This window comes from Mycobacterium sp. 1164985.4 (genome assembly GCF_001668575.1).
Lineage (GTDB): Bacteria > Actinomycetota > Actinomycetes > Mycobacteriales > Mycobacteriaceae > Mycobacterium.
Map to the genome: position 1 here is coordinate 13,694 of NZ_LZMD01000011.1, position 20,087 is coordinate 33,780.

At 66.8% G+C, this 20,087-nt stretch carries 25 protein-coding genes and 1 tRNA gene; 13 read left to right on the forward strand and 13 right to left on the reverse strand.

Annotated features, from left to right (window positions below):
• Positions 1 to 38: 38 nt before the first annotated feature.
• The gene (locus A5650_RS26650; protein WP_156670799.1) at positions 39 to 656 is read left to right on the forward strand and encodes a hypothetical protein; all 618 of its coding nucleotides are present in this window, start codon (positions 39 to 41) and stop codon (positions 654 to 656) included.
• Complete coding sequence (locus A5650_RS00585) at positions 653 to 1,825, forward strand: tyrosine-type recombinase/integrase (protein WP_067285253.1); 1,173 nt, start codon at positions 653 to 655, stop codon at positions 1,823 to 1,825. The genes A5650_RS26650 and A5650_RS00585 overlap by 4 nt, the downstream gene beginning before the upstream one ends.
• 79 nt (positions 1,826 to 1,904) lie before the next feature.
• Here the strand turns inward: A5650_RS00585 and A5650_RS00590 are convergent.
• The 3 genes from A5650_RS00590 to pgm all read right to left on the reverse strand — a co-directional run bounded on the left by A5650_RS00590 (position 1,905) and on the right by pgm (position 4,953).
• Positions 1,905 to 1,977: transfer RNA gene (locus A5650_RS00590), tRNA-Ala, on the reverse strand.
• A gap of 55 nt (positions 1,978 to 2,032) precedes the next feature.
• Positions 2,033 to 3,310, reverse strand: coding sequence for an MFS transporter (locus A5650_RS00595; RefSeq protein ID WP_067285255.1), 1,278 nt, complete (start codon positions 3,308 to 3,310; stop codon positions 2,033 to 2,035).
• A complete protein-coding gene (gene pgm, locus A5650_RS00600) occupies positions 3,307 to 4,953 on the reverse strand; it encodes a phosphoglucomutase (alpha-D-glucose-1,6-bisphosphate-dependent) (protein WP_067285257.1) in 1,647 nt (548 codons plus the stop codon). The genes A5650_RS00595 and pgm overlap by 4 nt, the downstream gene beginning before the upstream one ends.
• 59 nt (positions 4,954 to 5,012) lie before the next feature.
• Here pgm and crcB (A5650_RS00605) point away from each other — a divergent pair, with 59 nt between their 5' ends.
• The 6 genes from crcB (A5650_RS00605) to mbtN are packed head-to-tail and all read left to right on the forward strand — an operon-like array spanning position 5,013 to position 9,905.
• A complete protein-coding gene (crcB, locus tag A5650_RS00605) occupies positions 5,013 to 5,411 on the forward strand; it encodes a fluoride efflux transporter CrcB (RefSeq protein WP_156743959.1) in 399 nt (132 codons plus the stop codon).
• Positions 5,408 to 5,773 (forward strand): fluoride efflux transporter CrcB, encoded by a 366-nt coding sequence (gene crcB / locus A5650_RS00610; RefSeq protein ID WP_067285259.1) that lies wholly within the window; start codon positions 5,408 to 5,410, stop codon positions 5,771 to 5,773. Before crcB (A5650_RS00605) ends, crcB (A5650_RS00610) begins: the two co-directional genes overlap by 4 nt.
• Entirely contained in the window at positions 5,770 to 6,831 is a 1,062-nt protein-coding gene (locus A5650_RS00615; RefSeq protein ID WP_067285261.1) for a DUF190 domain-containing protein, read from the forward strand. The genes crcB (A5650_RS00610) and A5650_RS00615 overlap by 4 nt, the downstream gene beginning before the upstream one ends.
• 55 nt (positions 6,832 to 6,886) lie before the next feature.
• The gene (gene mbtL, locus A5650_RS00620; RefSeq protein WP_082950537.1) at positions 6,887 to 7,156 is read left to right on the forward strand and encodes a mycobactin biosynthesis acyl carrier protein MbtL; all 270 of its coding nucleotides are present in this window, start codon (positions 6,887 to 6,889) and stop codon (positions 7,154 to 7,156) included.
• 5 nt (positions 7,157 to 7,161) lie between these two features.
• A complete protein-coding gene (gene mbtM, locus A5650_RS00625; RefSeq protein WP_082950540.1) occupies positions 7,162 to 8,733 on the forward strand; it encodes a long-chain-fatty acid--ACP ligase MbtM in 1,572 nt (523 codons plus the stop codon).
• A complete protein-coding gene (gene mbtN / locus A5650_RS00630; protein ID WP_067285263.1) occupies positions 8,730 to 9,905 on the forward strand; it encodes a mycobactin biosynthesis acyl-ACP dehydrogenase MbtN in 1,176 nt (391 codons plus the stop codon). The genes mbtM and mbtN overlap by 4 nt, the downstream gene beginning before the upstream one ends.
• A 3-nt stretch (positions 9,906 to 9,908) precedes the next feature.
• On the opposite strand, the gene A5650_RS00635 is transcribed toward mbtN, so the two are convergent.
• The 3 genes from A5650_RS00635 to A5650_RS00645 all read right to left on the reverse strand — a co-directional run bounded on the left by A5650_RS00635 (position 9,909) and on the right by A5650_RS00645 (position 11,697).
• Positions 9,909 to 10,535, reverse strand: a complete 627-nt coding sequence (locus tag A5650_RS00635; RefSeq protein ID WP_067285265.1) for a GNAT family N-acetyltransferase — start codon at positions 10,533 to 10,535, stop codon at positions 9,909 to 9,911.
• Positions 10,536 to 10,600: 65 nt separating this feature from the next.
• The gene (locus tag A5650_RS00640; RefSeq protein WP_067285266.1) at positions 10,601 to 11,296 is read right to left on the reverse strand and encodes a proteasome protein; all 696 of its coding nucleotides are present in this window, start codon (positions 11,294 to 11,296) and stop codon (positions 10,601 to 10,603) included.
• Between the two features lie 32 nt (positions 11,297 to 11,328).
• Positions 11,329 to 11,697: a DUF488 domain-containing protein gene (locus A5650_RS00645; RefSeq protein WP_067285267.1), complete on the reverse strand. Its 369-nt coding sequence runs from the start codon at positions 11,695 to 11,697 to the stop codon at positions 11,329 to 11,331.
• 19 nt (positions 11,698 to 11,716) lie between these two features.
• Here A5650_RS00645 and A5650_RS00650 point away from each other — a divergent pair, with 19 nt between their 5' ends.
• On the forward strand, positions 11,717 to 11,911 hold the full coding sequence (locus A5650_RS00650; protein WP_067285269.1) for a hypothetical protein: 195 nt from the start codon (positions 11,717 to 11,719) through the stop codon (positions 11,909 to 11,911).
• 3 nt (positions 11,912 to 11,914) lie between these two features.
• Here the strand turns inward: A5650_RS00650 and A5650_RS00655 are convergent, their stop codons facing one another.
• Both A5650_RS00655 and A5650_RS00660 read right to left on the reverse strand, forming a co-directional pair.
• A complete protein-coding gene (locus A5650_RS00655) occupies positions 11,915 to 12,451 on the reverse strand; it encodes a TetR/AcrR family transcriptional regulator (RefSeq protein ID WP_067285271.1) in 537 nt (178 codons plus the stop codon).
• On the reverse strand, positions 12,435 to 12,881 hold the full coding sequence (locus A5650_RS00660; protein ID WP_067285273.1) for an SRPBCC family protein: 447 nt from the start codon (positions 12,879 to 12,881) through the stop codon (positions 12,435 to 12,437). The genes A5650_RS00655 and A5650_RS00660 overlap by 17 nt, the downstream gene beginning before the upstream one ends.
• 71 nt (positions 12,882 to 12,952) lie before the next feature.
• On the opposite strand from A5650_RS00660, the gene A5650_RS00665 reads away from it, so the two are divergent.
• Positions 12,953 to 13,672, forward strand: a complete 720-nt coding sequence (locus A5650_RS00665; protein ID WP_067285275.1) for a TVP38/TMEM64 family protein — start codon at positions 12,953 to 12,955, stop codon at positions 13,670 to 13,672.
• Here A5650_RS00665 and A5650_RS00670 read toward each other — a convergent pair.
• The 5 genes from A5650_RS00670 to A5650_RS00690 are packed head-to-tail and all read right to left on the reverse strand — an operon-like array spanning position 13,669 to position 17,495.
• The gene (locus A5650_RS00670) at positions 13,669 to 14,265 is read right to left on the reverse strand and encodes a carboxymuconolactone decarboxylase family protein (protein ID WP_067285277.1); all 597 of its coding nucleotides are present in this window, start codon (positions 14,263 to 14,265) and stop codon (positions 13,669 to 13,671) included. The two genes, A5650_RS00665 and A5650_RS00670, sit on opposite strands and share 4 nt — an antisense overlap.
• Before the next feature lie 2 nt (positions 14,266 to 14,267).
• Positions 14,268 to 15,047, reverse strand: coding sequence for an LLM class flavin-dependent oxidoreductase (locus A5650_RS00675; RefSeq protein WP_067285279.1), 780 nt, complete (start codon positions 15,045 to 15,047; stop codon positions 14,268 to 14,270).
• Positions 15,044 to 15,874, reverse strand: a complete 831-nt coding sequence (locus tag A5650_RS00680) for a TauD/TfdA dioxygenase family protein (protein WP_067285281.1) — start codon at positions 15,872 to 15,874, stop codon at positions 15,044 to 15,046. The genes A5650_RS00675 and A5650_RS00680 overlap by 4 nt, the downstream gene beginning before the upstream one ends.
• Positions 15,875 to 15,879: 5 nt before the next feature.
• On the reverse strand, positions 15,880 to 16,203 hold the full coding sequence (locus A5650_RS00685) for a hypothetical protein (RefSeq protein WP_067285283.1): 324 nt from the start codon (positions 16,201 to 16,203) through the stop codon (positions 15,880 to 15,882).
• Positions 16,200 to 17,495 carry an aromatic ring-hydroxylating oxygenase subunit alpha gene (locus tag A5650_RS00690; RefSeq protein WP_067285285.1) on the reverse strand — a complete coding sequence of 432 codons (1,296 nt, stop codon included), beginning with the start codon at positions 17,493 to 17,495 and terminating at the stop codon, positions 16,200 to 16,202. Before A5650_RS00690 ends, A5650_RS00685 begins: the two co-directional genes overlap by 4 nt.
• A 195-nt stretch (positions 17,496 to 17,690) precedes the next feature.
• Here A5650_RS00690 and A5650_RS00695 point away from each other — a divergent pair, with 195 nt between their 5' ends.
• The 3 genes from A5650_RS00695 to A5650_RS00705 all read left to right on the forward strand — a co-directional run bounded on the left by A5650_RS00695 (position 17,691) and on the right by A5650_RS00705 (position 19,946).
• Positions 17,691 to 18,608, forward strand: a complete 918-nt coding sequence (locus A5650_RS00695) for a LysR family transcriptional regulator (protein WP_067285287.1) — start codon at positions 17,691 to 17,693, stop codon at positions 18,606 to 18,608.
• Between the two features lie 374 nt (positions 18,609 to 18,982).
• Positions 18,983 to 19,699, forward strand: coding sequence for a Crp/Fnr family transcriptional regulator (locus A5650_RS00700; protein ID WP_067285349.1), 717 nt, complete (start codon positions 18,983 to 18,985; stop codon positions 19,697 to 19,699).
• 64 nt (positions 19,700 to 19,763) lie between these two features.
• Positions 19,764 to 19,946: a hypothetical protein gene (locus A5650_RS00705; protein ID WP_067285289.1), complete on the forward strand. Its 183-nt coding sequence runs from the start codon at positions 19,764 to 19,766 to the stop codon at positions 19,944 to 19,946.
• Positions 19,947 to 20,087 lie beyond the last annotated feature (141 nt).

Sequence of the window (20,087 nt, forward strand, 5' to 3'; positions counted from 1 at the left end):
GTTGACCCGTACTTCAAGTTACGACTACGGTACAAATTATGGCAAGGAACCGGCTCGATTTCGTCCGTCCCGGGACTGTCTCTGGGCAAATCGCAGAAGTCAGCGCCCTGATAGGCAACGAACACGTGCACTACCGTGACGGCCCTGACGGCAAGCCCATCGCCTACTCCGCTCCGGGTATTGACACCAAAATCACGCTCTCGGGGCACCCATTCGTGTATGGGGTCCGGGCCAGAGAGGCCTCCGAAGGCCCGGAAGTCATGGAGCTGCACATCGACTCGCCCGAGCACGACGTACCGATAACACCCGCGGATCTACGCAAGCTTGCGCGGTATCTCGACCGCCTCGCGCACGCCGCCACCGTGGGCCTTGACCCGACCACACAAGCGTTTCTCAATCCAGAGAAGCCACCACCCAAACGACCTGGACCACATGGGCATTCGGATACTCATTACGCTTCGATAGCCGAGTTCGCGAAACAGGCTCATCGCGATCGCCAAAAGAACGGCCTGAGCGTCCGCCGTGCAATCGCCGAGCACTATCAGGTCTCAGTTGACACTGCAAACAAGTGGCTCGCCCGCGCACGCAAGGCTGGCCACCTCCAGGCCGGAGACCTTGGCGGCAAACCTAAACCACGGAAGGGCTCAAGCAAATGACCGGCGAATCTCGACACCGCGGCGAACGCACCGACAGCTCGGTCAGGAAGCTTCCCTCCGGAAAGGGCTGGCGCGCACGACCCAGCCTTGGGACCGATCCAGTTAGCGGCAAGCAGATTCGGCCGACCAAGATCTTCGCCACCAAAAAAGAGGCGCAGGACTGGGTGAGCGAACAGCGTCAACAGTGGAGAGAACACACCTGGACGCCAAAATCTACGCAGACGTTCGATGATGTCGCCAACCACTGGCTCAAGCTGCGCCACGCCGACCCATCCATCGGGCCGAATACCGTTCGCGCCGACCGTGAGTCGCTCGCCTACGCCCGCCGGGCGTTTGGCGCGGTGCCGGTCCAGAAGCTCACCCCGTCGGCGCTTGCCGACTGGTCAGCGACGCTGACCGGCAAGGGCGGCAAGGCGCTGGCACCCGCCACCAAGCGCCGCGCAATCGTCCGACTCAAGTCGGTAATGGCGCACGCCCGCAAAATGCGCTGGCTCACCTATGACCCCTCGGCTGACCTAACCTCACCCGAGCAAAAGGTCGTCATCGCGACTGCCGCCGAGGACATCTGGACGCCCGACCAGATGGGCAAGTTTCTCGATCACGTCGCCGCCCACCGCCTCGGCGGGTGCTTCGCGCTTACGCTCCTCGGGCTTCGCCGTGAGGAAGTCGGCGGGCTGCGGTGGTCGGACCTCGACCTGGAAACCGGCGCGCTAAAAATCCGACAGGCCCGCGTGGACATCAACGGGCGCGACATGATTGTGCCCACCAAGACAGACCGTAGCGCCCGCGATCTGCCGGTGCCGCCGCGCGAGCTAACAATGATCAAGGCCATGCGATCGGTGCACCTGCGCGAGCGCCTGGCTCTGGGCCGACCGCTGGCCGACGCCGACCTGTTGCTCTCAAGGGCCGACGGCACGTCGCTGCCGGTGCGCGACTACAGCCGTGAGTTCACCGCCCAGCGCAACGCTGCGGGCCTCAAGGCGATCACGCTCGGGAAGCTGCGGCACTCCAACATCTCTCGGATGCGCGCGGCGGGCGTCGCCGCCGACGTCGTGGCCGCGTGGCACGGCCACACCGAGCGGATGACTCAGGCGGTCTACGGGCGCGTGACCGACGACCGGCTGACCGCTGCGTCGGCGGCGTTCTCGGCAACCGTAGGACAGAGTTAGGACACTCGGGCGGGATAGGACACCGGCCCGCAAACAAGAAACCCGCCCCGGTCAATGGTCGGAGCGGGTTTTTTAGAAGTGGAGCTAAGGGGATTCGAACCCCTGACCCCCACACTGCCAGTGTGGTGCGCTACCAGCTGCGCCATAGCCCCTGAAGTCGTGCCCATCGAAGTTACACCACCTGCGGGAAGCGCTCAAAATCGCTGGTTACGGCAACTCTCCACCGGCCTCGGGCCCGATTGCGCGCGCCGGCGTGTGCTCGGCGGGCCGGCCCCGGGTCTCGGGCGCGAAGACCCAAATGAGCGCCGCGACCGCCAGGATCACCCCGCTGACCAGGAACGCCCATTCGAACGACGCACGCTCGGCGATCTGCCCCACCACCAGCGATCCGATGATCGAACCCAGGTCCGCCATCATCTGAAAGGTCGCGACGGCGGTCCCACCGCGCGCCTTATTCCCGACGATGTCGGCCACCGCCGCCTGCTGCGGTGAGACGAAGACACCGGTCGCCGCACCGGTCACATACGCCGCGACGAGAAAGATCGGCAACGACGTCGTGTAGCCGACCAGGATCGTCGACGCCGCCGACACGGTGAGCCCGACGATCAGCAACTTGCGGCGGCCGATCCGGTCGGACAGATAACCGCTCGGAATGACCACGGACACGTTGCCGATCGCGAACGTCGCCAGCGCCAGCCCGGCCGCTCCCGCGCTGTAGCCGAGCCCCTCCACCACGAAGAGCGGCACCAGCGCGATCCTCAGCCCAAACGCCGCCCACCCCGTGCTGAAGTTCGAGAACAACGCCGCGCGATACGCCCGGTGGCGCAGCACCTGCTTCACCGACACCGCCGCGTCCACCGTCTCCGAAGGCGCCGCGAGGGTGCTCCCCCGCAGGCTGACGGAAACGACACCCGCAGCAACCATCAGCGCCGCCCCATAGATCACGAACGGCGCCGCCAGGCCGAGACCAGCCGTGAGGCTGCCCAGCACCGGGCCCCCGACCGAACCGACCAGGAACCCGGTCGAGAACATGCCCGCCACCCTGCCGCGCGCGTTCTCCGGCGAGATCCGGATCATCAATCCCAGCGACGACACCGTGAACATCGCCGACCCCAGCCCGCCCAGCGAGCGAAACACCAGCAGCTGCCAGTACGTCTGCGCGAACGCGCACGCACCGGTCGACAATGCCACGATGATCAACCCGCTGATGTACACCCGGCGCTCCCCCAGCCGCTGCACCAGCAGCCCGGCCGGCGGCGCGGCGATCAGGCGCATCAACGCGAACGCCGTGATGACAAACGTCGCCGCGCTGATGCTCACCCCGAAGTGACGCGCGTACTGGGGCAGCACGGGTGCCACCACGCCATAACCCAGCGCCACCACGACATTCGCGCCGACCAGCAGCCAGACCTCGCGCGGCAGCTTCGGCTGGGTCACCGCCCGATCGGTCCCCCTCGGACAGTCGCCCTCCGGTTCAGAGCTCACCCGATGACCTTATTGACCACCTCACGCGCCGCTTCTTGCACCTCCGCCAGGTGCTCGGGACCCTTGAACGACTCGGCGTAGATCTTGTAGACGTCCTCGGTGCCCGACGGCCGCGCCGCGAACCAGGCGTTCTCCGTCGTCACCTTCAACCCACCCAGCGGCGCGCCGTTGCCCGGCGCCGTCGTCAGCTTCGCCGTGATCGGCTCACCCGCCAGCTCGGTCGCCGAGACCTCCTCGGCCGACAGCTTGCCCAGCCGCGCCTTCTGCTCACGGTCAGCGGGCGCGTCGACGCGGGCATACGTTGGTGCGCCGTACTTTTCGGCCAGCTTCGCGTAGCGCTGTGACGGCGTCTCACCCGTCACCGCCAAGATCTCCGACGCCAACAGCGCCAGGATGATGCCGTCCTTGTCCGTCGTCCACACCGACCCGTCCAGTCGCAAGAACGACGCTCCGGCACTTTCCTCACCACCGAAACCAATTGTCCCACTGAGCAATCCGTCGACAAACCACTTGAACCCGACCGGCACCTCGACCAGCTTGCGTTCGAGGCCGGCGACCACGCGGTCGATGATCGACGAACTGACCGCCGTCTTCCCGACCGCCGTCGACGCCGGCCACGACGGCCGGTTCGAGTAGAGGTAGTCGATCGCGACGGCCAGGTAGTGGTTGGGATTGAGCAAGCCCGCGTCCGGGGTGACGATCCCGTGCCGGTCGGAATCCGCGTCGTTTCCGGTGGCGATTTGGTAGGCGTCGGGATCGTCGCTCATCGCCCGGAGCAAGCCGGCCATCGCATTCGGCGAGCTGCAGTCCATTCGGATTTTGCCGTCGGTGTCCAGCGTCATGAACCGCCACGTCGCGTCGACGAGTGGGTTGACCACCGTGAGATCGAGGTTGTGGCGTTCGGCGATGGCGCCCCAGTAATCGACGCTCGCACCGCCGAGTGGATCGGCCCCGATGCGGATCTTCTCGGCGCTGATCGCATGCAGGTCCACCACGTTGGGCAGATCGGCGACATAGGCGTCGAGGTAGTCGTGGCGCTGCGCGGACTGCAGCGCCCGCGCCAGCGGCACCCGCTTGACGCCCTTGAGCCCGTCGCGCAGCAGCTCGTTGGCCCGCTGGGCGATAGCACCCGTGGCGTCGGTATCGGCGGGCCCGCCGTTGGGCGGGTTGTACTTGAACCCGCCGTCGCGCGGCGGATTGTGCGACGGCGTGACGACGATCCCGTCGGCCAGATCGCCCTCGCGGCCACGGTTGAACGTCAGGATCGCGTGGCTGACCGCCGGAGTCGGCGTATAGCGGTCCGCCGAATCGATCATCGCGACAACATCATTGGCGGCCAGCACCTCCAACGCGGACGCCCACGCCGGCTCGGACAGCGCGTGCGTGTCACGACCGATGAACAGCGGCCCGGTCGTGCCCTGCGCTGCGCGGTACTCGACGATGGCCTGCGTGGTGGCAACGATGTGCGCCTCGTTGAACGCCGCGTCCAGGCTGGAACCGCGATGGCCCGATGTGCCGAACACCACCTGCTGGTCGATGTTGTCGGGGTCGGGCTCTCGGGTGTAGTACGCCGTCACCACGGAAGCGATGTCGATGAGATCCTCGGGCTGCGCCGGCTGACCGGCTCGGGGGTTGGGCGCCATGCACCCGATTCTGCTCCTTGCGGTCATGCGACGCGTGTCGGTACCGCCATACTTTGGCTGTGCTTGGATACGACGGCCGCGAAATGCTCGCCGTCTTCGTGGGCGGTGCGCTGGGAACCCTCGCCCGCGCGGCGGTCGAGACACTGTTGGCTCCCGAACCCGGGCAGTGGCCGTGGCCGACGTTCGGCGTGAACATCGTCGGCGCATTCCTGCTCGGCTACTTCACCACTCGACTGCTCGAGCGGCTTCCACTGTCGAGCTACCGTCGGCCGATGCTCGGCACCGGGCTGTGCGGCGGATTGACCACGTTCTCCACCATGCAGGTCGAGATCGTCAGGATGCTCGAGCACCGCAACTACGGCCTGGCGGCCGGATACTTGACCGCCAGCGTCATCGCGGGCCTGATCGCCGTGTACACCGCGACGGCGTTGGTGCGACGGGTTCGGGTGCGCGGATGACCATCGCGGTGTGGGCGGGCGTCGTCGTGCTGGGCGGTGTGGGCGCCGTGTTGCGGTTCATCGTCGACCGCACCGTGTCGGCACGGGTGGGCGGCGTGTTCCCGTACGGCACGCTGGTGGTCAACGTGAGCGGTGCGGTGATCCTGGGCCTGCTGTCCGGCCTCGCCCTCAGCCCTCATCTCGCGCTGCTGTTCGGCACGGCACTGATCGGCTCGTATACGACGTTCTCCACCTGGATGCTGGAGACCCAGCGCATTGGCGAAGAGCGCCAGGGCCTGCCCGCGGCGGCCAACATCGTCGTCAGCGTGGCGCTCGGCGTCGCGGCGGCGGCCTTCGGCATCTGGTGCGGGGGGAACCTGTGAGCGTCGACTACCTCAAGCTGACCACCTATTTCGGCGAGCGGCAACGCGTCGAGGAATGCTTCCTCGCCGACGCGCTGCTGGACCTCTACACCGATGCCGGCCTGGCGACCAGCGCCGTGCTGCGCGGCATCGCCGGGTTCGGACCGCGTCACCAGGTGCGCACCGACCGGACGCTGAGCATGTCCGAGGACCCGCCCATCGCGGTCGCGGCCGTGGACGTCACCGACAAAGTCGCCCCGCTCGCCGACCGGGTGGCGGCGATGATGCATCGCGGCCTCATCACCCTGGAACGGGCTGGGCTCACCGGTGGCGCCGACGCCGCGGCGCTACCGGAGACCACGAAGCTGACCGTCTACGTCGGCCGCCAAAACCGCATCGGCGGCCGACCCGCGCACCAAGCGATCTGCGACACCCTGCACGAGCTCGGATTCTTCGGAGCCGTGGTCTTTCTCGGCGTGGACGGCACCTGCCACGGCGTGCGTAAGCGGGCCCGGTTCTTCAGCAGGAACGTCGACGTGCCCGAGATGATCATCGCCACGGGCGAGGCGGCGCAGGCGCAACAAGCGATCGAATACCTCGAACGTGAGTTGCCCGCTCCCCTCTACACGGTCGAGCGCGTCCAGGTGTGCAAGCGCGGCGGCCGGCTGCTCGGCCGCCCACCCGCGCTACCGCAGACCGACACAGCCGGGTGTCCGCTGTGGCAGAAGCTGATGACCTACACATCGGAGGCGACCCTGCACGATCGCGTGCCCATCCACCGCGCCCTCGTGCGCCGGCTCCACGAGGTGGAGGCGAGCAGCGGAGCGACGGTGCTCCGCGGCATCTGGGGATTCCGCGGCCGGCAGAAGCCGCACGGCGACCGGCTGATCCAGGCCGCCCGGCAGGTGCCGGTCACAACCATCGTCGTCGACAGCCCCGCCAGAATCGCGGCCGCTTTCGACATCGTCGACGAGCTGACCACCGAAGACGGGTTGGTCACCAGTGAATTGGTGCCGGCGCTGGTGGCAATCGACGGCGGCGAGCGGCGCGGGCGCCTACAACTGGCCCGCTACCCCTGATCCACGCTGGGGTAAGCCTAGCCTTACCTGATTCGACGTAGTACCGTCGCTCGCCGTGAATCCGTCTACTCCAGAAGCCGTGAGCGTCGCCCTCGCCGAGATCCTGCGCGACGATATGAACGTCGACGTCCGACGAGTCACCCGCGATTCCCGCTTGATCGACGACGTGGGTCTCGACTCGGTCGCCTTCGCCGTGGGGATGGTCGCGATCGAGGATCGGCTGGGCGTTGCGCTGAGCGAAGAGGACCTCCTGAGCTGCGACACCGTCGGCGATCTGGAAGCTGCCATTCTGGCCAAAACGGCTGCGACACCCACGAACTCGTGACCGAGCTGGCCGCAGCCCTGTCGTCGGCGATGTCGGAGACCTCGACCAGTCTGCACGTCCTCGACGCCGAATCCGGCCAGTGGACGCAACATCCGTGGTCCGAGGTCCACGCGCGGGCCGAGAACATGGCCGAGCGAATCACCGACGATCAGGCCACCGGCGTCGGCCTCATCGGCGATCCCACGGTCGAGTTCATCGCTGCAATCCCCGGAGCGTTCTTCGCCGGCGCCGGCCTGTCGATCCTGCCCGGGCCTATCCGGCGCGCAGACCCCGAACAGTGGGCGCAGACCACGCTGGACCGGTTCCGCTCGATCGGAGTCACGACCGTGTTCAGCCACGGCACCGAACTGGCGCTGCTGCGCAAGCATTCCGACACGATCGCCGTTCACGACCTTTCCGAGGTCGCGCACCCACGCCGCTCCACGACGTTCCGCGGCCCGGCCACCGCCGACGTCGCAATCCTGCAGGGCACCGCGGGGTCGACGGGAACGCCTCGCACCGCGCAGATTTCACCGGCGGCCTCGCTGGCCAACCTGCGCGGATTGATCGAGCGGGTCAACGTCAACGAGAAGTCCCGGCTGCACAGCTGGCTGCCGATCTACCATGACATGGGTCTGGCCTTCCTTCTGACGGCCACGCTCGGGGGCGCGGATCTGTGGCAGGCCCCCACGTCGGCGTTCGCCGCGTCCCCGTTCAACTGGCTCAAGTGGCTCATAGAGAGCAAGGCCACGATGACCGCGGCGCCGAACATGGCGTTCAACCTGATCGGCAAGTACGCGAGCAACCTGAAGGGCTTGGATCTCAGCCACCTCGGTTTCACCCTCAACGGTGGAGAGCCGGTCGACTGCGCAGGCTACCAACGCTTCTCCGAAGGAATGGCCCGGTTCGGGTTCAACCCCAATTCCCTGGCCCCATCCTATGGGCTGGCCGAATCCACCTGTGCGGTCAGTGTTCCCGTGCCGTTCACAGGGCTGCGCGTCGATGATGTGCAGGTGATCACCGAGGGCAGCGAGACCAACCGCCGCTTCGCCGTCCTCGGCCACGCGATCCCGGGTATGGAGATCCGGATCAACGCCGAGGCGGAACACACCACCGAGGTGACCGGTCGCGAGGTCGGTGAGGTCGAGGTCCGCGGCACCTCGCTGATGAACGGGTACGTCGGCGAGGCCCCGATCGACCGCAACGCGCGGCTGCCCACCGGTGATCTCGGCTATCTCACCGACGACGGTCTTGTGGTCTGCGGCCGCGCGAAGGAACTCATCACCGTCGCGGGCCGCAACGTCTTCCCCAACGAGATCGAGCGCGTCGCAGGCGAAATCGACGGAGTCCGCGACGGCTGCGTCGTCGCCGTCGGAACGGGAGAGACATCGGCACGCCCCGGCCTCGTGATCGCCGCGGAGTTCAAAGGCCACGACGAGCCCGCTGCCCGCAGCGAGATTGTGTCGCGTGTGGCGTCGCACTGCGGCGTGGTGCCCGCCGACGTGGTGTTCCTCAAACCCGGTGCGCTGCCCCGCACTTCGTCGGGCAAGCTGCGCCGCCTCGAAGTCAAGCGCACCCTGGAGGGAGCCAGCCGATGACGGCCACCGCCGAAGCGCCCGACGCACCGCCGCTCGAGGACTATCGCGACCTGCTCGAGAGGGTGTTCGACGACCGGATCACCGCGTGGACCGCGGAAGCCGAGGAGACAGAGCGGTTCCCGCGCAAAATCATCGAGTATCTCGGTGAGTCCGGTGTCTTCGCCGCCAAGTGGCCGCCCGGACAACAGCACCCCGACGTCGCCAAGGTGATCGAGCTGGCCCGCAAGCTCGGCCGGCTGGGCTCGGCAGGCATCGGGGTCGGGGTGGGTCTGCACGACTCGGCGATCGCGATCCTGCGCCGGTTCGGCAAGTCGGAATACCTAGAGGAGATCGCAGAGCACGCGATCCGGGGCGAGGCCGTGCTCTGCATCGGCGCATCCGAGCAGTCCGGCGGATCCGACCTGCAGATCGTCGGTACCGAAGTCCGTTCTGCGCGCGATGGTTTCGAGGTCGCGGGCGTCAAGAAGTTCGTCTCGCTGTCCCCCATCGCCGACCACATCATGTGCGTGGCCCGCAGCGTCGACCACGATCCGAACAGCAAGCACGGCAGCGTCGTCGTCATCGCGGTTCCGCTTGCGCAGTGTGAGATCCAGGCGCCCTATCGCAAGGTCGGCGCCGGCCCTCTCGACACCGCCGCCGTGCACATCGACACGTGGGTGCCCGCCGACGCACTGGTGGCGCGCGCGGGCATCGGCCTGGCCGCCATCTCCTGGGGGTTGGCGCAGGAACGCATGTCGGTGGCGGGCCTGGTGTCCACCTCGGCGCAGCGCGTGCTTGGAATCACCCAGGCGCGCATGATGGTTCGCCGCCAGTTCGGCAGCACGCTGTGGGAACATCAGGCGCTGCGGCTGCGGATGGCCAACCTGCAGGCACGCGTCGACATGCTCCGGTATGCGCTGGACGGCATCGCCGCGACCGGCAAGCTCGACCTGCGCACCGCCGCCGCGATGAAGGCCAACGCCGCCCGACTCGGCGAAGAGGTGATGAACGAATGCATGCACCTCTTCGGCGGCTCCGGTTATCTCGTCGACGAGACTCCGCTCGGAAGATGGTGGCGTGACATGAAACTGGCCCGCGTTGGTGGAGGCACCGACGAGGTGCTGTGGGAACTGGTGGCTGCCGGCATGAAGCCCGACCACGACGGTTACGCGGAGTTCAACCAGCTGCCCTGAGCGCTACGGGGCGTCGAGGGCGGGTGTGCGCGGCAGCGCGTACAACGCCATGCGCCGGTTCGACATGTCGTGCTCGCCGAGGAAGACACAACCGGCGTGTTCGCAGACATCGCGCGCGCCCTTGTTCCGGTGGTCCGGGTCGAACATGATCCGACGGCACTGCGGATCGAGATCGAAAATATTGGCGGTCAAGCGCGGCAACAGTATTGGCGCGATGCCGCGGTTGACGAATCGCAGCTCGGCGATCGCCGCGTGCATTCCGATGTCGTGAGGGTCCGCGTCGTACCGCGGCGCGATCGAATCCTTGGCGGCCCGGTACAGCTCGATGTAGACGAACGGCTGGCCCCGGAAGAAACCGACGAACGGCCGGGAGTATTCACCCGCCAGCTGGGCGCTCAGATATCGGTGCCACCGTTGCGGTGGCCAGTCGTACTCCCACGCCTGGACCAGGTGAGGGCGGCTCATCCATTCCGACACCATCTCCGCGTCCGTGTCGGGGTCGGCCAGCCGGATGAGATACGGCTCGGCGAGGACCGGCGTGGGCGGTGCCGCGACCTCACGCACCGCATCGGTAATGTCCGTCAGCTCCCGCGGAAGTACAGGCGAGGGTGCATCGTCGATCTCGGTCATCGCCCGCCGAGCCTACCGGACCGACGAAGGCAAGACTTACCTTCCTCCCCCGCCGCTGGTGCCCGTCATGCGAACAGGTCGTCGAGCGCCTTGTGTTCGAGGTCGGCCCACCGCTGCACCTTGCGTCGGACCTCGGCGACCGCCTCCTCGTCGAGATGCCGGGCTCCGTCAGGTGTGATCCGGCAGATGTCCATCGGTGCACCGACGCTGGGCGAGGACGCGTCCAGCGCGTCGAGCACCCGCAGCGCGGCCACCACGCCGTAGTCGACGCTGCGTTCGGTCATCCCGAAGTGCGCGAGCAGCGCGTGGGCCTGCTGGGCCATCGGCGATCCGCTGCCCACAGCGTGGAAGCCGATCTCCTCGTAGTGGCCGATGAGGCCATGCGGATCGATGTCGACGATGAACGGCTTCTCGTTCGCATAGCCGGCCGCCAGTACGTAGGTCGCCGGTGTGGCGCCCGGCTTGCCTGCGGGCACATCCTCGATGAAGTTCTCGTAGTGACGCTTGAGCACCGGCAGGACGCGGCCCTGCAGCGCGTGGCCGATGTCGGGAGCCTCCACGATCGCGTCCGGTTCGTTGTCGAAGATCTGCTCGAGGTCGTAGAGCACCGCACGCGAACCGCTGCCGCCCCATGCGGCGTGGTCGCCGAGGGGGTGCAGCTTCTGGGCCGGATAGCTCAGGCCCCGCTCGGGATCGGTGATCTGCGAGTCGGAGGCCACCACGACCCCGTCGGCGCAACGAATGGCGAGAACGACGGTCATCGCATGAGTTTCGGCAGCATGGGGCGATCGTCTCACGCCGGCCGCATCAGGAGGTCCCGAAGGACCTCGGCATTGCTCAGCTCGACGTCGCGGGTCGCGGTCACCAGCGTCACAGGCCCTTGCGCCAGCAGGGCACGCAATTCGCCCAGCGCCTGCGCACCGGCTTCGGTCTCCAGTTCGGCGGTGTAGCGGGCGACGAACTCCTCGAACCGTTCGGGCTGGTGCGAATACCAGCGCCGCAGCTCGGTCGACGGCGCGACCGACGGCAGCCACCGGCCGATCCGCGGATCGTTCTTGCGGAAACCCCTCGGCCACAACCGGTCCACCAGAACCCGGACGCCGTCCCGGTCACCCGGCGGGTCGTAGACCCGCGCGACGTCAACACTTGGGCGGCCACCCATGCGGTGAGATGGTAGGGGAATGCCGGTGGACCGAGTGGCAGATCTGCAGCGTTGGCAGGACTCGGGCGCTATTTGGGAGGTGCGGGCGCGACGGGAAGGCAGCGTGACCGTCGCGCTGCTGCGCTGCGACGGCGGCGAGGAAGTCGACGTCTTCACCTCCGAGGACCCCCGGCTGCTGGCGTTCATCGGCGAACGCCGCAGCAGCGAGGACTGAGCCTCAACGCCGGCACGCACGGATGAGGTCGGCGAACGCGGCGGCCGCGGCGTCGACGCCGTCGAGGTCCTCCGTGGCGACGAGGTCCAGCAGCAGGCCGCGGGTCACGGCCAGGCCGAGCCGCATCATCGCGGGATCGTCCGCACCGGTCAGGTGGGCGAGCCAGTCCACGACCGCGCCGGGCAGCATCTGCGCGAACGGTTGCTCGCCCTGCGCGCCCCGCGCGTAGCACTCGAAGAACAGCCGCTCGAACGGGCGTAGGTCAGGTCGTCGCAGGTTCGCCCACATCGCCGTCACGGCCTCGGCGGGATCCTCGGGGAGCTGCCGGGTGGTCGCCATCTGGCGTCGCTCCACCTCACCGACGATCGCCAGCAACAGTCCGTCGCGTGACCCGAAGTGATGCACCAACATGCGGTGGCTGGTGCCGACCGCGGCTGCCAGGCCACGGAGCGGGCGGTCGCCGATGCCGTTGCGTGAGACCTCCGCAACGAGGTCGTCCAGCAGTTCTTTGCGACGCTCGAGATCAGGTGGCCGGGCCATCGAGCCGGTGTAGATGCTCGCAGCGCGCCTTCAACCCCTCGGCCTCGAGGTCGAGGTAGCGCCTGGTCATCGACCGCATCAGCAGGCCGACGAGGGCTCCGACGGGCCCGCGTTGTTCGAGTGTCTGGTGGATGCGGGTCCGATGGTCTTCGACGGGCGTCACGTCGTGGCGAGCCACCGTGAGCCCGCCGGGCGAACGCTGCACCCAGGTCCACGACGCTCCCGGGGTCACCTCGGTAACCTCCCAGACCAGCTTCGGCATGCGCGGTTGCTTGATCTCGAATCGATTGCCCACCAACACTTCCCGGGCGTCGAGCGCCGTGATGCGAGTCACCGAGGCCGTCCACTCCGGCCAGCGCTCGACGTCACTGAACACGTCCCATACGGCAGCAGCCGGTGCGTCGATCTCGGCAGCACACTCGGTAATCATGTACCAAATGGTACATCCATGCCGTCGCCGAGAGAAGGGCTAAACCGCGTGTGCGGCAAGATTGCCTGGACATGACGCCCAGCGACCGCCCCACCACCCGTCGGCGACACATTCTCCGGCTGGTGTTGTTCGCCGCATTCCTGCTCGGGATGTTCTATCTGGTCGTCGTGACCGGGGTGATCGACGTCGAGCACGTCCGTCGCACCGTGGCTTCCACCGGCCCCATCGCGCCGCTGGTCTACGTCGTGGTCTCGGGCCTGCTCGGCGCGGTGTTCGTCCCCGGTCCGATCCTCGCGGCCGCAAGCGGCGTGCTGTTCGGTCCGCTGGTCGGCACGTTCGCCACCCTTGGCGCGACGGTCACCACAGCCTGCGTCACCAGCCTGGTCGGCAGGCGCGCCGGACGCGACAGTGCACGAGCGCTGCTCGGCGAGGACCGGGCGGCCCGACTCGACGGCCTCATCGCGCGCGGCGGGCTGTGGGCCGTCGTCGGGCAGCGCTTCGTCCCGGGTATCTCCGACGCGCTCGCCTCCTATGCCTTCGGTGCGTTCGGAGTTCCGTTGTGGCAGATGGCGGTCGGCGCGTTCATCGGGTCGGTCCCACGAGCCTTCGTGTACACCGCATTGGGAGCGTCGATTTCAGACCTGTCCTCACCGCTGACATACGCGGCGATCGCGGTGTGGTGCATCACCGCGGTCGCCGGCGCATTCGCCGCGCACCGGGGCGTCCGCAGTTGGCGCGGACGGGCACGCACCGACGACCACGGGCCCGCGCCCGGTCCCGACGACTGCTAGCCCGGAAGCGAGGCGCTGCCCGGCGGCGGGGTGAGCTGCCATGTGCCACAGGCCATCGCGAGCATGGCGTAGGTGCCGACCACGAAGATCAGCTCCATCGCCTGGTGGGTGCCGAGTTCGTCGACGAGACGACGCCATGTGGTCGGCGTCGCGCGGCCGTCGGCGAGCAACTCGTCGGTGGCCTCGAGAACCAGCCGGTCCGCCCCGTCGAATTCGGTGTTACCGCGGGTGATCCGGGCGATGTCGTCGTCGGACAGGCCGCCGGCCGTGGCGACCTTGACGTGCTCACCCCAGAAGAACGACGAGCGCCGCACATGCGCCAGCCGCAGCACCGCCAACTCGCGCAGGCGCAGAGACAGCTCACCGCGCTGCAGCAGAAACGCGTTGTAGGCGAGGAACTTCCGTGCCATCTTCGGGTGCCGGGCCAGCACCCCGATGATGTCGAAATTGAGCGGGTCACGGGGCTCTCCAGAACCTGCACGCGGAACCTCGCCGCCCGGTATGCCCATCAGCGCGCCGACGGCAGCGTACTCGTCGTCGCCCCACTCATCGGCGGTCAGCGGCGTCAGGAGCGGTGTGGCGTCGTCGGCCATGGTCACCTTTCTTCGTGGTGCAGTTCCGCGAGGGCGTGGATCTGCTCGAGGTAGTGCTCGAGCGAACGGTGTACGAATCGCGCGGATACGATCGTGGTGCCCGCTTCCGCCATGGCGCGCAACGTTTCCCGCGTGGCATCGGGGTTCTCGATCGGGTCGAGAGGACGGTCGGCGGCCAGCACGACATCGAAGCCGGGCGGGACGTCGCGTGCGCGGAGCCATTCCGCGGCGGTCTCGAGTGAGATGCCGAACGGTGCCCAACCCTCGGCGAGGGTGAGCGCCCGCCGCAGCGAACGCCGGGTCCGGCCGCCGACCCAGATCGGCATGTGAGCCTGCAGTGCACACGGGTCGACGATCAGGCCGCCGAATGAGTAGTACTCGCCGTCGTAGGAGGGCTCATTGCTCGACAGGGCTGCACGCAGGGCCCGCAGCGCGTCGTCGGCGCGCGGGCCGCGGCTGACGTGATCCAGTGTGCCGTACCGCTTCACGATGGCCAGGGGGTGGTGATATCCCAGCACCAGCGTCATGGTGACGAGCCGGATCCGCTCGGTGCGGGCCGCGACGTAACCCAACGTGGCCAGCGGGTCCCAGTACCTGGCACCGCGCCGCCCTGCCTCGGACGCCGGGATGCCGATGTGCTCACTGCAGGTCAGGTGGTGGTAGCCGAGCCGATCGGCCGCCTCGGCGACGCGGCCGATGTCCTTGACGCCTGCGTCGCGTTCCCACGTGAGTGCCGCTCCGGCGACGTTGGTGACGACCGGTGTCGCGATGCCCAGTTTCAAGTCAGTGGCTCTTCGCCCGCCAGGATGGTTCGGTGCATGAGGCGACCGCTGTCGACCGCATAAGGCAGCGCGCGGTGCATGGTGCCCGTGTTGTCCCAGATCAGCAGATCGCCGACCTCCCACTCGTGCCGATAGACGTACTGTGGCTGCGTCGCCCAATCCCGAAGCCGGGCAAGCAGGGCGCGGCTCTCCTCAACGGGCATGCCGACGACGTAATCGGCTGTCGCGCCGAGTAACAGGGATTTGCGGCCGGACTGATGCGTCCACACGATGGGACACGTCTTCGTCGGCGACTTCTGCCAGAACGCGATCTCGTCGTAACTCATCTCCGGCGTCACATAGTACTGAGACCGTTCGGCGCTGTGCACGACGCGGAGGTCGGCGATGAGGTCCTTGTCCGACTGCGGCAGATCGTCGTAAGCGGCGTAGGTGTTGCAGAACTCCGTATCGCCGCCGCTATCGGCGAGTTTCACCGCGCGCAGCAGCGTGGCCAGGTTCGGATAGGGCTGCAAGGACCCGTCGAAGTGCCAGAACAGCGAACCCTTCAGGTACTTCGCTCGCTGGTTGACGCTTTCGTCGAGCGAGATCTTGTAGATCCCGTCCTCACCCTCGTTGGCCACGACGGTACCCAGCGACCTGGCGATCACGACCTGTTGCTCGTCGCTGATCTGCAATCCGCGGAAGAACACGACGCCGCGTTGTTCCAGTGTGGCGCGGATCTTCTCGGCGGCGCGGCCGCTCAACAGCGTGTCCAGGTCGGTGCGGATCTCGCTGCCGATCCTGGGCGTCAGGTCGACGACGTCCAGTTGTGCGGAGGTCAGGCTCACGGCGCTCAACTCACCCTCGTCAGTATCGTGCTGGCCGAATGTTTGACTCGCGGCTGGTGCCACAGCTCGACCGCGAGCGAAACGGTGATCAGAGAGTAGAGAAGGTTGCGCAGGTTTGCGACGTCCTCGGGCAGCGGCTCGGAGTAGTCGAACTTGTCGATGTAGGCCACCGCTTCCTCGGCATACGGGAAGATCTCGTCATAGAACGCCCGGATCTGCTCCATCGAACTGCTGACCCGCTTCACATAACGCGCGTGGCCGTCCTCGATGGCCCATTCGGGCACGAGATGTTCGAGGTGCGAAAACTCCGGCGGCAGAGCTGGATTCATCGCATCGCCCTCTGTTCTTCTGCGGCCTTTACTCCGTTCTCGACGTAGTCACCGACCACCTTGTGGAAGTGGCGCAGCAGGATCTCCTCGTCGTTCATCGTGAAATGGGTGAGCGCGCCGCTGTTCAGCATCGCTTGCAGGCCCTCCGAGGGACTGGCGTCCTCGAGGATGATGTCGTTGAGATACGTGATCGTCAGCTCCTGACCCAGCCGCTCCTTGTGCGTCGTCGGGGGCTGGTAGTACGCCTCGGTCTCGAAGATGTGCGAATGCGGCCCGGTGGGCCAGTGCGTGTGGACGGTGAAACCGGACGCACCGAAGATCAGCACGAAGTTCGGAAAGAACTGAAACGAGTCGAAGCCGTACTTCTCCGATCGCGTCGGGTTGATGCCCGGAGGCATCGGCCCGCGGTCGCTCTTCTTGTTCCACGGCCCTGCCGCGCTCGCCTCGAACACGCACTCGATCGGTTTGGAGTACGGCGTCTTTCGCGACGGTTCGCCGGAGAACGAGAACATCCGGTGCGGACCCTTGAGCCGATAGGCCAGCGCGTCGGTGAACGGATTCGGTTGGTCGAACGCGTCCCTGGCCTCGGCGGTGACCGCGCCGAACGACGATGCATGAAGGTAGGGCCCGTGATAACTCTCGGCGAACCCGTCCAGAAAGATCTTCCAGTTGCACTGCAGTTCGGCCTTGAACTTGTAGACCTGATGCGGGCCGGCGAACGGGTACCCCTCGATCTCGTGCGCCAGCTCGCCCAGGTAATCACGCAGCGGTTCGCTGTTGTGCGGGTTGAGGTTGATGAAGATGAAGCCCTCCCACACCTCGCACTGAATGGCGGGCACCCGGCAGCTGTCGGCGTCGAAGTCGAGCAGCAGATCCTTGCGGGTGGCCGAGTGCAGTGAGCCGTCGAGTTTGTAGCGCCAGCCGTGGAAGCGGCAGTACAACAGTGGCGCGCGTCCCTCGACCTCGGCGAAGGGGTCATCCTCCCACAGCATCTTGTTGCCCCGGTGCGGGCAGATGTTGTGGAATGCGCGGACGACGTCATCCTTTCCTCGCACGATGATCACCGAGGTATTGAGGAACTTCAGCTCGCGGGTGAAGTAGCTGCCGGATTTCGGCACCCGCTCGACGCGCCCCATGTACAGCCACGTCTTCTTGAAGACGTGTTCGCGTTCCTTCTCGTAGAACTCCTCGGAGACGCAGTCCTCCAGGGACACCGGCCCGCGACCGAGTTCGGGGTGGGCGTCGGTCCAGTGTCCGCTCGCGGGCTTGGTCACCAGGCTGTCGTGACTCAACGGTCCTCCTCGTCGGGCGCAAGACGGTACGCCGAAGGTACCGCCGGCCAAATGGCCGAAACAGACCCATTAGCGCAACACCCTGTTGCATATTTGGAACGCTGTGGAGGCCAGGACGCCGCCGAGTGCACGGTTCTTCGCGCCGCTACTCGCGAAACGCGGACGCAAGCGTGCGCTCGACACCAAAGGAGGGCGATGGAACAGAACCTGCCCTTCGACGTCGATGCCCTGCTGATCTTCGGCAAGGTCGTGGAGAATCGCAGCCTGTCCAAGGCGGCGGCGCTGCTCGGCATGCCCAAGTCGACGGTCAGCCGCAAGCTGACCAAGCTGGAGTCCGACCTCGGCATCAAGCTCCTGCGCAAGAACACCCATCAGCTCACCGTCACCGACCTGGGCGAGCAGGTGTACGCGCACGCGGTCAACATCCTGGCCGAGGCCAATGGTGTCCGCGCGCTCGTCGAGGGCAGCAGGCAGGAGCCTCAGGGTGAGCTGCGGGTGGCGATCCCGGTGTTCGTCGGCATCGACTACGCCTCGCGGGTCGGCGCGGCGTTCCTGCGGCACTACCCGCACTCCCGGCTGGACATTCGGCTGGTCGACAGCATGGTCGATCCGATCCGGGACGGTTTCGACGTGGTGTTCAGCACCGGCCCGCTACAGGACTCCACGCTGATCGCGCGCAAGGTGTTCAGTCTCGAGCTGTTCCTGTGCGCCTCACCGGAATTCCTCGCCGGGTTGCCGGAGCCGATCTGCGACCCCGCGCAGCTCGACTCAATTCCGTTCATCGACTTCGGCTTCGGCGGGCCCCGCAGGCTCATGGTCACCGCGAAGGGTCGCCGCCGCGAGTTGACGCCACCAGTGCGCGCGCGTGCGAACAACTTTCAGGTCTGCAAGCAATACATCATGCAGGGACTCGGCTTCGGCGCCATGCCCACCCAGATCATCTGCACCGCCGAGTTACGCGAGGGCACGCTCGTTCCCTTGCTGCCGGAATGGAACCTCGAATCGCTGGACGTGCACATGGTTTATCCGTTCGAGCTGTCCTTCTCCACGCTGATCAGCGCCTTTTACGAGACCGCTTGCGAAATCATCATCGAGAACATCGCCCGCGCCTGACGCCGCGTGGCGGCCCGCGCTGCCGCGAGGAAGGTGTCGGGATGGCGGCGCCTGGCGTCAATCGGAACGGCACCGCGATCATTCAGGTCATCCCGCCACCGGACTCAACGACACCGCGATCGCCGATCTGGTCAAGCGCATCCGGGCCGATCGGGCCGCTATCGAAGGTGACACCGGCGCAACGATTCTCGTGGGCGGGAGCACGGCATCCAGCATCGACACCTCGAACAACCTGGCTGCGGCGTGCGCAACGGGGTCGGCCTCTCCGCCCGGGTGGTCACCTCCGCCGAGCGCCACGACATCGCGCGGTTGACGTTTACCACCTCTGCGGCGGGGTAGCCCCGCACGCAACAGGGTTGGGAGTGGGCATGCTGATGGCCGCCGGTGCCACGGCCGAGAAAGCCGTGGAGCGAGATAGCGAAGCCGTACTGGCGTGCTCGGCGATCATCCGGGGACTGGAACCCGCCGACAGGGCGTCGCTGATCCGCCGCTTCTCCTACGACCGTTACGCCTCGGGCCAATGCATCTACCACGAAGGCCAACGCGATCGTCTCCTCTACGTCGTCATCGACGGAAAGGTCAAGATCGGGTGGCGATGCGCGGACTTTCCCGAGAAATTGCTCGGCGTCCTCGGCCCTTCGGAGATCTTCGGCGCCGAGTCGGTCTTCGACTCCGGGCCGCGCACCGGTTCGGCCACGGCCCTGACCCCCGTGCTCGTCGCCGTCATCGACCGTGACGCGTTGCACGCCTGCATCGACGACAGCCCGCACATCACCGAGCAGCTGATGCGCCTTCTGGCGCGAAATCTGCGGCGTGCCGAAGACCTCATCACCGACCTGAATTTCACCGACGTTCCCGGCCGGATTGCCAAACAACTCCTTCACCTCGCCCAGCGTTTCGGTACCCGCCATGATCGGCAGTTGCGTGTCGACCACGGCTTGACCCAGGCCGAGATCGCCCAACTAGTCGGCGCCTCAAGGGAATCGGTCAACAAGGCGCTATCCGAGTTCGTCAACCGCGGCTGGATCACCGTGTACGGCAAGAGCTTGGTGATCCATCAGGCCGAACTGCTCGCTCACCGCGCTCGCTGACGCTGAGCAAACTTTTTGTCCGCGGCGGGAGTTGTATCCGCCGCCTGTGGGTAATCCGAGAGGCATGGACCCCGACACGTTGGTCGCGATGGCAGGATTAACGGCGCTGGGCGCCGCGGTTTTCACGGGTGCGATCTGGGACAGCCCGCTGGTCACCGCACCGACCCGGCTCACGAAGCAGCGGCCCTACGGCAAGCACGCGATGCCCGTCAACCCGCCGAGCAAGGCACGCGAATTCGCCGGTTGACCACGCACGCGCCCGTCGACCGCTACGCTGGGTCGAGGACCCCGGCGGGCAACGTTTCGACACGCCACTCGAAGGGGTAGACCGCAACAACCACAGGTTCAGATCCGAGCCGTGCGATCCATACGGCAGGGTCGGAAGTTA

Bases quoted from the DNA above. Each gene is read 5' to 3' on its own strand.
- A5650_RS26650 (WP_156670799.1), top strand. From the start codon at position 39: ATGGCAAGGAACCGGCTCGATTTCGTCCGTCCCGGGACTGTCTCTGGG.
- A5650_RS00585 (WP_067285253.1), top strand. From the start codon at position 653: ATGACCGGCGAATCTCGACACCGCGGCGAACGCACCGACAGCTCGGTC.
- pgm (WP_067285257.1), bottom strand. From the start codon at position 4,953: ATGGCGCCCAACCCCCGAGCCGGTCAGCCGGCGCAGCCCGAGGATCTC.
- crcB (WP_067285259.1), top strand. From the start codon at position 5,408: ATGACCATCGCGGTGTGGGCGGGCGTCGTCGTGCTGGGCGGTGTGGGC.
- mbtN (WP_067285263.1), top strand. From the start codon at position 8,730: ATGACGGCCACCGCCGAAGCGCCCGACGCACCGCCGCTCGAGGACTAT.
- A5650_RS00635 (WP_067285265.1), bottom strand. From the start codon at position 10,535: ATGACCGAGATCGACGATGCACCCTCGCCTGTACTTCCGCGGGAGCTG.
- A5650_RS00640 (WP_067285266.1), bottom strand. From the start codon at position 11,296: ATGACCGTCGTTCTCGCCATTCGTTGCGCCGACGGGGTCGTGGTGGCC.
- A5650_RS00645 (WP_067285267.1), bottom strand. From the start codon at position 11,697: ATGGGTGGCCGCCCAAGTGTTGACGTCGCGCGGGTCTACGACCCGCCG.
- A5650_RS00650 (WP_067285269.1), top strand. From the start codon at position 11,717: ATGCCGGTGGACCGAGTGGCAGATCTGCAGCGTTGGCAGGACTCGGGC.
- A5650_RS00655 (WP_067285271.1), bottom strand. From the start codon at position 12,451: ATGGCCCGGCCACCTGATCTCGAGCGTCGCAAAGAACTGCTGGACGAC.
- A5650_RS00660 (WP_067285273.1), bottom strand. From the start codon at position 12,881: ATGATTACCGAGTGTGCTGCCGAGATCGACGCACCGGCTGCTGCCGTA.
- A5650_RS00665 (WP_067285275.1), top strand. From the start codon at position 12,953: ATGACGCCCAGCGACCGCCCCACCACCCGTCGGCGACACATTCTCCGG.
- A5650_RS00670 (WP_067285277.1), bottom strand. From the start codon at position 14,265: ATGGCCGACGACGCCACACCGCTCCTGACGCCGCTGACCGCCGATGAG.
- A5650_RS00685 (WP_067285283.1), bottom strand. From the start codon at position 16,203: ATGAATCCAGCTCTGCCGCCGGAGTTTTCGCACCTCGAACATCTCGTG.
- A5650_RS00695 (WP_067285287.1), top strand. From the start codon at position 17,691: ATGGAACAGAACCTGCCCTTCGACGTCGATGCCCTGCTGATCTTCGGC.
- A5650_RS00700 (WP_067285349.1), top strand. From the start codon at position 18,983: ATGGCCGCCGGTGCCACGGCCGAGAAAGCCGTGGAGCGAGATAGCGAA.
- A5650_RS00705 (WP_067285289.1), top strand. From the start codon at position 19,764: ATGGACCCCGACACGTTGGTCGCGATGGCAGGATTAACGGCGCTGGGC.